Genomic DNA, 12,121 nt, shown 5'->3' with positions numbered 1-12,121 from the left:
CCCGCTGCGCGCCCGCCCGTGGCGCATTAGCTTGGCTCTGAGGGGCGCCACGTATCCACAAGGACGGCGAGGTCCACAGCGGAAGGATCCGGGTCTATGGCCGCATTCGCGGAAGGCACACCGTGCTGGGTGGATGTGTCGCTCCCCGATCTGGAGGCGGGAAAGCGCTTCTACGGAGAGCTGTTCGGGTGGACCTTCGGGCAGACCGGCGGCACCGGGGCCGGACGGAGCGTGACCGCGTACAGCGAGGGGCTGCGGGTGGCCGGTCTCGTCGCCAAGAAGGACGGCCGGATGCCCACCGCCTGGGGGGTCTATTTCGCCACCGCCGACGCCGTCGCCCTCAGCCGGCGGATCACGGCGGCGGGCGGCGCCCTGGTGCGCGGCCCCGAGGCCGACGGGCGGTCCGGGGTGATCGCCCAGGCGGCCGACCCCGCCGGGGCGGTCTTCGGCATCCGGCAGGCGGGCGACGACCCGGGATTCGGGCGGACGGGCCTGCCGGGATCGTTCTGCTGGACGGAGCTGTACACCCGGGACAAGGAGCGCGTGGACCCGTTCTACGAGTCCGTCCTCGGCTTCCGGGGCACGGACCTGCCGGGCGCCTCCATCGACTTCCGCGGGTGGTCCCCGGCCGGCGCGGAGCCGGGGGAGGCGGGCGCGATCGGCGGGCGCAGCGTGATCACCGACGCCTTTCCCGCGGAGATGCCCGCCCACTTCCTCAGCTACTTCGCCGTCGCCGACTGCGACGCGGCGGCGACGACGGCGGTCCGTCTCGGCGGCCGGGTCACCGCACCGCCCTTCGACATCCCGCACGGGCGGATGTCCGTGCTGCTCGACAACCAGGGCGCGTCCTTCGCCGTACTGTCGGGGGCGGCGGACCCGGTGGCACCGGAGGGTCCGGCGGCGCCGGAGGCCGCGCCGGAACCGGAGTAGAAGCGGAGCAAGAACCCGAACCCGTACAGGTCGCGGTGTCCGGATCGGGATGAGACACCCCGATCCGCCCCCCGGTTCGCAACCACCGCCTCCGACAGGAAGAATCAGGGGCCACACGGGGCCGTACCTTTGTGGCCCGTACGGGGAGGTGGCAGGCAAGTGGAGCAGCTGACGCAGCACGACCCGAGGCGTATCGGCCCTTTCGAGGTGCTGATGAGGCTCGGAGCCGGCGGCATGGGGCTGGTCTATCTCGCGCGCTCGGCGTCGGGCCGCCGAGTGGCGATCAAGACGGTACGAACCGAGCTTGCCGAGGACCAGCTGTTCCGGGTCCGGTTCACACGTGAGGTGGAGGCCGCCCGCGCGGTCAGCGGGTTCTACACCGCTGCCGTGGTCGACGCCGATCCCCGGGCCGCGGTGCCCTGGCTCGCGACGGCCTATGTGCCCGCTCCCTCACTCGAGGAGATAGTGAGTGAGTGCGGGCCCATGCCCACCCAGGCCGTGCGGTGGCTGGCCGCGGGGATCGCGGAGGCGCTCCAGTCGATCCACGGCGCCAGCCTCGTGCACCGCGACCTGAAGCCGTCCAACGTGCTGGTGGTGGAGGACGGGCCGCGCGTCATCGACTTCGGTATCGCCTCCGGGGTCTCCAACACCCGGCTGACCATGACCAACGTCGCCGTCGGCACCCCCGCCTACATGTCCCCCGAGCAGGCCCGCGACTCGCGCAGCGTCACCGGCGCGAGCGACATCTTCTCGCTCGGCTCCACCCTGGTCTTCGCCGCGACCGGGCACGCGCCCTTCCACGGGGCGAACCCCGTCGAGACGGTCTTCATGCTGCTGCGCGAGGGCCCGGACATCGAAGGGCTGCCGGACGAGCTGAGACCGCTGATCGAGTCGTGCATGCAGATGGACCCCTCGCTGCGGCCCACCCCGGCCGATCTCCAGGCGCAGCTGGCCCCGCACCTGTTCGCCTCGGGCAGCGACGACAGCGGTACGGCGTCGGCCTGGCTGCCCGATGTCGCCACCGAGATGATCGAGCGCCGCCGGGCGGGCGGCCGGGCGCCCGCCCCCGTACGCCCGGCCGAGCCGCTCGCCGCGCCGCCCCGGCCGCCCCTGCCCCCGCAGGCGTCCGACCGGGAGGCCGGGTGGCAGCCGGAAGGGGGCCGGCGGGTGGACCCCGGCCGGGCGACGCAGCCGCATCCGCCGTCCGCGCCGCCGCTGCCCCTCACCCGGCCCGCCCCGCCGTCCGCGTCCTCCGACGGCCCGGTCCGGCTGCCCGGCGCGCCGGTGCCGATCGGGCCGGGGCTCCGGGTCGCGGACACGCACGGCGTGGTCGTCGCCGACGCGGGGCCGGCCACCGGCTGGATCAGACCGCCGGCCGGGCTCATCGGCCCGGACGCGGCGCCGGGTCCCCTGCCGGCCCCGCTCGCCCCGCCGGTGCCCGCGCCCACCAGGCCGCCCGACGCGGCGCCCGCCCCCTGGCGCCCCTGGCGGTTCCGGATGTCCAACGACGTCTGGGGAACGCCCGTCGTCGACGGCGATCTGCTCTACGTCACCTCCTTCGAGGTGCACGCGCTGGACGTGGGCAGCGGACGGCGCCAGTTCAAGACGCGCGACGTGGCGTGGGCGATGGCCGTCGCCGGGGGCCGTATCCACGCCTCCGACGGACCGACGCTGTACGCGCTCGACGGCAAGGACGGCTCGGAGCGCTGGCGGCTCCAGACCGACGCCTGGGTGTACTCCCTCAAGGTCGACCGGGGCACGGTCGTCACCGGCACGCGCGGCGGCGGCATCCAGGCGTGGGAGGCGGCGAACGGCGAGAAGCTGTGGGAACTGTCGGGGGCCCAGACGGACTTCGAGACGCCCGAGGCGGGGCCCGCAGTCCACGACGGCACGGTGTACGCGTGGCAGGACGGCAGGCTGCTGGCGCTGGACGCGCGCACGGGCGCCGAGCGCTGGTCGTACCCGGTGGGGGACGCCGCGTCCTGCGGCGGGGTCCCCGTTCGGGTGAGTCCGGCCTCCGACGGCGGGCTGTACGTCTCGGCCGGTCCGCGCGTGCTGTCGATCGACATCGCGAGCGGCCATGTGCGCTGGCACTTCGAGGCACCGGCCGTCTTCCTCTCGCCGCCCGCCTTCGCCCCCGGACCGGCGGTGGCGGGCGGCGGTGTCTATCTCGCCGACTACCTCGGCACGGTGTACGCGCTGGACGCCGCCACCGGCAAGGACCGCTGGCGGATCGCCACCGAGTCCCGCCAGTCGATCGAGCCGGTGCTCGTCGCCGACGGCAATGTCCACGTCGGCAGCGGCAGCGCCCTCTACACGCTGGACGCGGTGACGGGCACCCCCAAGTGGCGCTTCGCGGCGGGCGGCGAGGTCATCGGCGCCCCGGTCGTCGCCGACGGACGGCTGCACTTCGGCTCCGCCGACCACGTGCTGTACACGCTGGACGCGAGCGGCGGCCAGCTGCGCTGGAAGCTGGCGACGGGCGGCGAGATCACCGGCTCGCCGGTGGCGCGCCGGGGCGTGGTGTACGCGTGCAGCAAGGACCGGTGCGTCTACGCGCTGGACGCGGTGAAGGGCACGGCCACCGGGCGCGGAGCGGGCCGCTAGCGGGTGGCGGACCGGCGGCCGGTGGCGGGTCGGCGGCCGGTGGCCCGCCCGGACTCTAGCGCTCCGCCTTCGTCCACGCTCTGACCCCGAGCCTTCCGGTGGTGCCCAGATCGAGGTTCGGGGTCACGGTCACCGGGTCGGCGCCGGTCTTCACCCGGACCCGCACGTAGGGCACGTTCACCGCCGTACCGGACCCGGTGGTGTTGCGCCACACCAGGCCGGAGGTCGCCGACTCGCCGGGCTGGAGCGTGACGGGCCGGGGCGGTTCGTCGGAGCCGGCAGCGGGCGTGATCGCGCCGCTGCCGTCGAGGATCTCCACGCCGTCGACGGGCTCGCGGTCGTCGTCGAGGAGTTCCAGCAGCGGATAGCCCTCGACGGAGTAAGCGCGCGTGCCGCAGTTGTCGAGGTGCAGGCCCACGACGCGCAGCCCCATGGCCGCGTCGCCCTGGTCGATGCCGACCCGGATTCCGGAGGCGGGGCAGATGCCCGGCTCTGCCGGTGCCTCGTCCGCGGGGATCTTGGTCACGGTGAGCACCTTCACGCCCGTCACCCGGGGCGTGGTGGGCGGCAGTTCGCCGGCCCCGACCGTGCCGCGCACGGTCTTGCCGGGCCCGACGTCGCGCACGGTCGCGGTCGGGTTGGCCATGGCCCCGCCGTCAGCGCTCGTGAAGGTGAAGACGACCGAGTAGGTCAGGGCCTCGGTGCCCTCGTTGGTGACCTCGTAGGCGGCGGAGATCCCCGAGTCCGCCTGCGGGATCAGGCTCTCGGGCGAGACGGAGCCGCTGCGGACGGGCGAGGGGGAGGGGTAGGGCGACGGGAGGGTCAGTGAGGTGATCCGCACGCCGTCCTTGCCCGGATCGTCGACCTGTGTGCGGGACGGCGCCGACGGGTCCGCGACGGTGTTCCGGGCGTCAGCGTTCCCGGCGGCGGCGTGCTGCGTCCCGCAGCCGGCGAGCAGCAGGGCGAGGGCGGCGACGGCCACCGGGAGGGGCGCGGCCGAGGTGAGGGGCGGTCGGAGAAAGGCAGGTCTGCTCATCCGGTCATCACATCAGGAGGCCGCCCCAACGAGCGTGATGGAGGCCATATTTCCGGTCACAGGGGAGTCACAAGCGGGCCGGGAGGGGCCCATGGCGGGCCGGCGGGCCGCTGCTGTCCGCGACATGGGTCGCGGACAGCAACAGCCTTGCCGGACGGGGACGTTCATCCTCCCCGCGTTCGGTCAGCGCGGCTCTCGGATGCTGTCGATGATGCGGGTCCAGTTGTCGCCGCCGTGTCCGTTCTCGATCGCGCGCCGGTAGTGGGCCTGCACGGTCCGGGGAAGCGCGAGGTCGAGACCGAGCGACGTGCTGGTCTCGACGATGTGGTCGGACGTCGCGCCCATCATGGTGACGGTGCTGAGGTCGCCGGGGTGTTCTCCCGCGTCGAGCGCGGCGCCGGGGCTCTCTTCGCCGGCCCTCGCGATGTCGCCGATCGAGTCGGTGAAGGAGAGCAACTCCGGCAGCACGTCCTCGGCCTTCATTCCCGCGGCGCCCAGCATCGCGGTGGCGTGCATCAGCCCCGACAAGGTGGTCAGGAACACCGCGAGTTGGGCCTGGTACATCAACTGGGCGAGACCCGGGTCCTCCCCCAGGTACTTCGGTGTGCCGAGCAGCGCCAACGCCGCCCGGTGGTTCTCCAGCACCTCGTCGGGGCCGCTGTAGTAGACGTGGGCCGCCTCCGCGCCGACCAACGGCGCCGGGACCATGACACCTCCGCTGAGGAAGGCGGCGCCGTGGCCCGCCGCCCAGGACGCCGCCTCGCGGGTGCGGTCGGGGGTGTCAGAGCTCAGGTTGACCAGCGTCCGGCCGGTGAGCGACGCGGTGGCGCCGCCGAGGGTGTCGTACATCGCCCGGTAGTCGGTGAGGCTGAGGATCACGAGGCCGCTCGCCTCGACCGCCTCGCCGGGTGTCGCCGCGAGCGTCGCTCCGGCGGCGACCACGTCGTCGGCCCGGCCGGCGGTGCGGTTCCAGACGGTGACCGGGTGGCCGGCGGCCAGGAGGACGCGGGTCATCGCCCGGCCCATCGGGCCGAGCCCGATCACGGTGACGGCGCTGTCCTGCTTGGTGGTGTGGTGCTGTTGTTCGTTCACCTCTCCATGCTCGGAGAGCGCCCATACTCTTCGGAAGTACCCACTATTTACTGCGGTACTTACCTTTCAGTGAGGAGACCGGTGATGGCCAGGGCACCGAGACGCGGGCCTTACGTCTGCGGCATCGACGCCGCGCTCGACGTGGTGAGCGGCAAGTGGAAGGGACTGATCCTCTGGGAACTCGACGCCCATCGCGTACGCCGCTTCGCCCAGCTCCGCCGCGGCCTGCCCGGAGTGAGCGAGAAGATGCTGACCCAGCACCTGCGCGAGATGGAGGACGACGGACTGGTGCACCGGAAGGTCCATGCCGAGGTGCCGCCGCGGGTGGAGTACTCGCTGACCGAGCACGGGCACACCCTCAACCGGGCGCTCGGGCCGCTCGGCGCCTGGGGAGGTGAGCGGATACGTCGCGAAGGCGCCGAAACGGTCGGCGCGGCCGAGACCTCACCCGGCTGAGCGGTCACGGTGCCGGGCGGGTGCGCACCGCGGTCGACCGAGCAGGGAAGCGTCAACGGACGCGCCGAAGCAGGCCGTTCAGCGGCGGTACCTCCGCCGCACCCAGCCCGCTCCGAGAGCGACCGCGGCGATCGCGGACAGAAGGACTGCCCCAAGGACCACCGTCACCCCCGCTGAGATCACGATGATGGTCCACCACGGCGGATCAGCTCCCACAGCGCCCCCTCGACGAATCACCGGTACCGGACACGACGTCAGGCTCCGGTGAAAGGTTCCGGCCCGCGCCCGGAAACACGGGGGCTTTCCCGGAACCGCCGTCGACGAGCGGTCGCGACCGGCACTCGCGCGACGCGCCCTAGGCATCCCGGCCGTGCGGCGGTCTCCGGACGACGGGCAGGGACTGGGTGTCGCCGTCGTGGGACCACGCGTCGGGGGCCCAACCGTCGTGTGCCGGGTCGGACCACTCGTCGCGCGGGGGCGGGTGGGGACCCGGCGCGTGGGGCTCCCGGGGCTCCTGCGCCGGAGGGTAGGCGTACCCCTGATCCCCGTAGCCCCCGTAGCCCTCGTAGCCCTGGTTCCCGTACCCGGCGTCCTCGTCCCGCGCGTCGGGGTATCCGCCGGACGGCCGTACGCGGCGGCGCCCGCTCATCGTCAGCGCGGCCAGCAGCAGCACCACCCCGCCGCCCAGGGCGTACGCGACCCCGACACCGAGCCCCGAGCCGTCACCGGCCAGGGTGAGGCTGCCCGTCGACTGGCCCTGCCGCACCATCCACAGCACGGTGAAGCCGACAACGGCCAGCCCGGCGAGCGCCACCAACAGCCTTGAGCGCAGGGCCAGCGCGATCAGGGTGAGCAGCGCGGCACAGGCGAAGGGCAGCAGCAGCGACATGAGGACGCCCGAACCGCTGCCGGAGATGCCGCCGAACAGTTCGGTGACGCGGTAATCGCGCCCCGCTCTCCCGTCGTACCAGGCACGGAAGGGGCTGAAGACGGCGGCGGCCGCTCCGGCGAGCGCGAGCAGCGAACCGATGACGTTGCGGACCATCGCCGGCCTCCCCGGGCGGTACGGAATCCTGCTCCGGCTGCCGACGCTACGCCGGGTCACCGGCGTACGCCATGTGGCGGCGAGCGCGCGTGCCGGACGTTCGTCGCGCCGGGCCCGAGGCGCGCGGTCCCGCTGGTAGGTTGACGCCCGCGATTGACAGGTTCATGGGCGACGGGTCCATGGGCGGGCACGGGGGAGTGGATCGTTGTGACACGTCGGGTATATCGACGGCTCAAAATCACGGCCGTACTGGTCGCGGTGGTGCTGGCGCTGACGGGCTTCTCGTCGGCGGGCAAGTCCAAGTCCCGGTCGCGGGGATCGGGTCACGGCGGAAGCGGTGGCGGAAGCGGCTGCTCCAGTCCGGAGAAGGGCAACGGCTCCTCGTCCTCGGGATCGTCCTCGTCCTCGGGATCGGGCTCCGGGTACCGCTCGGGCACCGGCACGCACCACGACGCGTACGACGAGCACGGCTCCTCGTCCGGCGGCTCCACGTCGACGGCGGACGGAGCGGAGGCGCGGATCGTCACCTGCGTGCGCCCGGCGCGCGGCAAGCGGAAGGCCGTCACCTACGCGACGGTACGGCTGGAGGCCGCCGGGCAGTCGACGCGGACCTACGACATCGACGTGACGTTCACGGACGCCGTCGGCTCGTACGTCGACACCGGAGACGCCGAGGTCACCCTGGGCAGCGGCGAGACCCGCACGGTCCGGGTGCCCATGGACCACCCGCGGAAGGTGACCCGCGTCCGTACGTGCGAGGTGGACGCGACGGTCGAGAGCTGAGCCGTCCCGGGTCCCGGCGCCACGTCGCGAGGGAGAGAAGGGCCGGGCCCGTGAGCGGACCGATCACGTCCGCCCACGGGCCCGGCCCTTTTCCGGCGCTCAGGTGAGGTGGCTGTCCTGCGGGGTCACGACGGCGCCGCTGTCGCCGGTGATGTGGACGTCACTCGTGATGTGGACATCACCCGTGAGGTGGCTGTCCCCGGTGAGGTGGCTGTCGCCCGCGAGGGCCGGTGAGGCGGCTCCGGCGGCTGCGGCGGCCACAAGGGCCGTAGTGATCAGGACGCGCTTGGCGAGGGTCATGTCATACCTTTCCGGCGGGACTCGATGGGCGGAGCTGAGGTGATGGCCGAGCTGCCGGCCGAGAGGGTCCGGACATGCCACGACCGCGACGGCTCCCCCTCCGCGCCGCCGCGGTCGTCACCCCCGTCGAAGAGGCGTTCTCAGGCAGACCTAGGCAGGTTCCCCCGTGATGTGCGCGTCGTCGGTGGTGTCCTGCGACCCACCGGTGATGTGCGCGTCACCCTGCGGCTTGGCCGTGGTCTCGGGGCCGCCGGTGATGTGCGCGTCACCCTGCGGCTTGACGACGGTGTCCTTCGTCTTCTCGACCATGGTCGTGAACTCCCTTGTGTTGCTGCGAGCGATGGGGCGATGAGGCCCGTCCGGCGGTTCCCCCGGTCGACTGCCGGACGGGCTACTCAGGGCCGCTCACCCTAGGGGCACGGCCTGACATCGATCCGTCTGCCCCCCGACGCGACGGATCGACAGGGACGACTCTGCCACGCCGCGCTAAACGAATGATGAACGCCCAGACCAGAGCCCGGACGGCGGCCCGGGCAGGGGCGCGGCCGGTGGCGCGCATCCGGCGGGCGCGGCACACGCCCGCCCGTACCCGTACCCGTACCCGTACCCGTACCCGTACTTGTGCTTGTACCGGCGTCCGCCCGTGCCCGTACCCGTGTACCCGCGCCCCCGCCGCCGCTCAGGCCGCGGCCACCGACGAGAGCAGGGCGTGCACGTCCGCCGCCTCGGGCGAGCCCTGCTTCTCGTACGTGGCGAGGGCGTCGCGCCAGCAGACCTGCGCGCGGCGCGTCTGGCCGATGCTGTTCAGGGCGTGCCCCAGCGTCATCAGCACGTTGGCGCGGCGCCAGTCGCCGCCCACGCCCCGCAGCACGGTCAGCGCCATCTCGGCGTTCGAGGCGGCCTGCGCGGCACGGCGGGCCAGCAGGTCGATCTCGGCGAGCCGGAACAGCGCCATCCCCTCCCACAGCCGCTGCCGGCTGTCCCGGAAGGTCGCCAGGGCCTCCGTGAACCGGTCGGCCGCGTCGGTGAGATGACCGTTCTGGACGAGTGCGATCCCCAGCGCGTAACGCGCGTTCGCGCCCCGCAGGGTATTGCCCGTCCGGTCGTAGATCTCCATGCCCCGCTGGGCGAGGGCGATCGCGCTCGCCGTACGGCCCAGGGCGAGCCGGGCGCGCGAGAGATTGCAGAGCGCGGACGCCTCCCCGGCCTCGTCCCCGCCCTCGCGGAAGTCCTCCATCGCCTGTGTCAGATGACGCTCGCCCTCAGCGAACCGGTTCTGGTAGTAGGCGAAGATGCCCCAGTGGTTCGAAGCCCACGCCTTGGTCATCAGGTCGTTGGTGCGGTGCGCCAGGACCAGGGCCTGCTCCGCCTCCCGCTCGGCCTCGCCGAACTGTCCCGCGACCCGGTGCGCGATGCACATGTTGATCAGCGCGCGCCCCTCCGCCCACGGGTCGCCGCAGGCGCGCGCCGCGGTCAGCACCCCCGCCGCCGTGGTCTCGTACTCCTTGGAGTTGGCGCCGGACTCGCTCAGGTCGAGCGACACCCACAGCAGGTCCACCGCCCGGCGCAGGGTGCCGGGACGGGCCGACTGGTGCGCGCAGGCCAGCAGGCAGTTGGCCTCGGTGTAGAGCCAGTCCTCCCCGTCGTGCCGGTCGGTGAACGACAGCCCCGGATACGACGTGGGTTCCAGCAGGTCCGGCAGCCGGTCCCCCCGCCGTTCCAGCGCGTAGGCGTTCGCCGCCGTCGCCAGATAGAAGTCCAGCAGCCGGGAGAGTGCGGAGTGCCGCTCGGACTCGGACTGTTCGTCACGTTCCGCGCAGGCACGCGCGTAGAGCCGGACCAGATCGTGGTAGCGGTAGCGGCCCGGAGCGGCGGACTCCAGCAGAGAGGTGTCGACGAGCGACTCCAGCAGGTCCTCGGCGTCCTGGGCCGGCAGGTCGAGGACGGCCGCCGCCGCCGGGAGGGAGATGTCGGGACCGTCGGCGAGGCCGAGCAGCCGGAAGGCGCGCGCCTGGGACGGGTCGAGGGCTCCGTAGCCCAGCTCGAACGTGGCCTTGACCGCGAGGTCGCCCGCCTGGAGTTCGTCCAGCCTGCGCCGCTCGTCCGCGAGTTTCGCGGCGAGTACGGAGACGGTCCAGGTGCGCCGGGAGGCGAGCCGGGACGCCGCGATCCGGATGGCCAGCGGCAGGAAGCCGCACGCGGCGACGACGTCGAGCGCCGCCTCGCGCTCCGCACCCACGCGCTCCCGGCCGACGATGCGGGTGAACAGCTGGAGGGCCTCCTCCGGGGACATCACGTCCAGGTCGACCAGATGCGCCCCGGCCAGGTCGACCATCCGGCCCCGGCTGGTCACCAGCGCCGCGCAGCCGGCCGTGCCGGGCAGCAGCGGGCGCAGCTGGGCGGCGTCCCTGGCGTTGTCCAGCAGCACCAGGACGCGGCGGCCGGCCAGCGTGGAGCGGTAGAGCGCGGAACGGTCCTCGACCGAGTCGGGGATCGCGGCGACGGGCAGGCCGAGCGCGCGCAGGAACGAACCCAGGACGGTCGCCGGCTCGGCGCTCCGGGTGCCCGCGCCCTGGAGGTCCACGTACAGCTGCCCGTCGGGGAAGTGCTCCCGCGCCGCCTGGGCGACATGGACGGCGAGTGTCGTCTTGCCGACACCGCCGATGCCGGCGAGCGCCGACACCGCCATCACGGACCCCTCGGCGGTGGCCAGCCGGTCGCCCAGCTCCTGTACGAAGGCCGCGCGGCCGGTGAAGTCCGGGACGGTGGCGGGGAGCTGAGCGGGGCGCAGTACGGAGTGCGCGGGCGCCGACTCCTCCTTGGGGCGGGCCAGTTCGGTGTCGGCGCGCAGGATGCGCTCCTGGAGCCGTGACAGCTCGGCGCACGGGTCGACGCCCAGCTCCTCGGCGAGCAGCCGGCGGGTGTCGGCGTACACGGCGAGGGCCTCGGCCTGCCGGCCGCTGCGGTAGAGGGCGAGCATCAGCAGCTCCCGCAGCCGCTCGCGCAGCGGATGCGCGGCGGTCAGCGAGGTCAGTTCGGAGACGGCCTCCGCGTGGCAGCCGGCCTCCAGGTCCATGTCAAGTCGCGCCTCCGTGAGCTGGAGCCGCCATTCCTCCAGCCGGGCCCGCTGCGTCTCGGCGTACGGGCCGGGTACGGAGGCCAGCGCCTCGCCGTTCCACAGGTCCAGCGACTTGTTGATCAGCGTCCTGGCCTGGCGGCGGTCGCCGGCCGCCCGCGCCCGGTCCGCGTCCCCGGCCAGCTCCTCGGCCAGGTTCAGATCGAGGGCCTCGGGGGTGGTCCGCAGGGCGTAGCCTCCCGACTCGCTGACCAGCACCCCGGGGTTGAGCACCTTGCGCAGCCGGGAGGCGTACGTCCGCACGGCGGCCAGCGCCCGCGACGGCGGTTCGTCGCCCCACAGCGCGTCGATCAGCTCGCCCGCGGTGGCCGTGCGTCCGTCGCGCAGCAGCAGGGCCGCCAGCAGCGCGCGCTGCTGCGGCGATCCGGAGGACAGCGTCTCGGTGCCACGCCAGGCGCGTACGGGTCCGAGCACGCTGAACCGCAGCCCGTCACGCTCGCCCGTCGCGGCCGGAGCCCGCTGCTCCGGCGCCCGAGGCCCGCCGTCGTGTTCCATAGCTCCCCCTGCCCCCGCTCATGCCGGTATCGCCTTCGACAGTCTGCCTTGTCGGGGCCCGCGAGTCAGCAGTGAGTCGCGGTCTGCACAAGGCCGCGACAGGATCGAGACGCCGGGTGGTCGCCGGGGCGTCCGGTGCGGGTGGGGCGGGGAAGTGGATCGCGCGTGGAGCGTGGGGAGTTCGTGGGACATCCGTGGGATGTGTGGTGTTCGTGACGGACGCGCGGGCGTAACCGGACGC

10 protein-coding genes are annotated in these 12,121 nt (G+C 73.4%); 4 read left to right on the top strand and 6 right to left on the bottom strand.

What is annotated here, in order from left to right; genetic code table 11:
- Window positions 1-96: 96 nt before the first annotated feature.
- Window positions 97-930, top strand: a complete 834-nt coding sequence (locus ACFY6S_RS15895; protein WP_388816577.1) for a VOC family protein — start codon at window positions 97-99, stop codon at window positions 928-930.
- A 159-nt stretch (window positions 931-1,089) separates the two neighbouring features.
- The gene (locus tag ACFY6S_RS15890) at window positions 1,090-3,537 is read left to right on the top strand and encodes a PQQ-binding-like beta-propeller repeat protein (protein ID WP_388816574.1); all 2,448 of its coding nucleotides are present in this window, start codon (window positions 1,090-1,092) and stop codon (window positions 3,535-3,537) included.
- A 55-nt stretch (window positions 3,538-3,592) separates the two neighbouring features.
- Here ACFY6S_RS15890 and ACFY6S_RS15885 read toward each other — a convergent pair whose 3' ends face one another.
- Together ACFY6S_RS15885 and ACFY6S_RS15880 are read right to left on the bottom strand one after the other, a co-directional pair.
- Window positions 3,593-4,573, bottom strand: coding sequence for a DUF4232 domain-containing protein (locus tag ACFY6S_RS15885; protein ID WP_388816571.1), 981 nt, complete (start codon window positions 4,571-4,573; stop codon window positions 3,593-3,595).
- Between the two features lie 183 nt (window positions 4,574-4,756).
- Entirely contained in the window at window positions 4,757-5,665 is a 909-nt protein-coding gene (locus ACFY6S_RS15880; protein ID WP_388816568.1) for an NAD(P)-dependent oxidoreductase, read from the bottom strand.
- An 84-nt stretch (window positions 5,666-5,749) separates the two neighbouring features.
- Between ACFY6S_RS15880 and ACFY6S_RS15875 the strand changes: the two genes are divergently transcribed.
- Window positions 5,750-6,121, top strand: a complete 372-nt coding sequence (locus tag ACFY6S_RS15875) for a winged helix-turn-helix transcriptional regulator (protein WP_388816565.1) — start codon at window positions 5,750-5,752, stop codon at window positions 6,119-6,121.
- Window positions 6,122-6,476: 355 nt separating this feature from the next.
- On the opposite strand, the gene ACFY6S_RS15870 is transcribed toward ACFY6S_RS15875, so the two are convergent.
- Complete coding sequence (locus ACFY6S_RS15870; RefSeq protein ID WP_388816562.1) at window positions 6,477-7,166, bottom strand: hypothetical protein; 690 nt, start codon at window positions 7,164-7,166, stop codon at window positions 6,477-6,479.
- 207 nt (window positions 7,167-7,373) lie between these two features.
- Here ACFY6S_RS15870 and ACFY6S_RS15865 point away from each other — a divergent pair, with 207 nt between their 5' ends.
- Window positions 7,374-7,949, top strand: coding sequence for a hypothetical protein (locus tag ACFY6S_RS15865; RefSeq protein WP_388816559.1), 576 nt, complete (start codon window positions 7,374-7,376; stop codon window positions 7,947-7,949).
- 99 nt (window positions 7,950-8,048) lie between these two features.
- Here ACFY6S_RS15865 and ACFY6S_RS15860 read toward each other — a convergent pair whose 3' ends face one another.
- The 3 genes from ACFY6S_RS15860 to ACFY6S_RS15850 all read right to left on the bottom strand — a co-directional run bounded on the left by ACFY6S_RS15860 (window position 8,049) and on the right by ACFY6S_RS15850 (window position 11,880).
- Window positions 8,049-8,249, bottom strand: coding sequence for a hypothetical protein (locus tag ACFY6S_RS15860; protein ID WP_388816556.1), 201 nt, complete (start codon window positions 8,247-8,249; stop codon window positions 8,049-8,051).
- Between the two features lie 150 nt (window positions 8,250-8,399).
- Window positions 8,400-8,558, bottom strand: coding sequence for a hypothetical protein (locus tag ACFY6S_RS15855; RefSeq protein WP_388816553.1), 159 nt, complete (start codon window positions 8,556-8,558; stop codon window positions 8,400-8,402).
- 370 nt (window positions 8,559-8,928) lie between these two features.
- Window positions 8,929-11,880: a BTAD domain-containing putative transcriptional regulator gene (locus ACFY6S_RS15850; protein ID WP_388816550.1), complete on the bottom strand. Its 2,952-nt coding sequence runs from the start codon at window positions 11,878-11,880 to the stop codon at window positions 8,929-8,931.
- Between the last annotated feature and the right edge of the window lie 241 nt (window positions 11,881-12,121).

It is taken from the genome of Streptomyces sp. NPDC012835 (genome assembly GCF_042900885.1).
Classification (GTDB): domain Bacteria; phylum Actinomycetota; class Actinomycetes; order Streptomycetales; family Streptomycetaceae; genus Streptomyces.
This window is presented reverse-complemented; position numbering and strand designations above follow the sequence as displayed.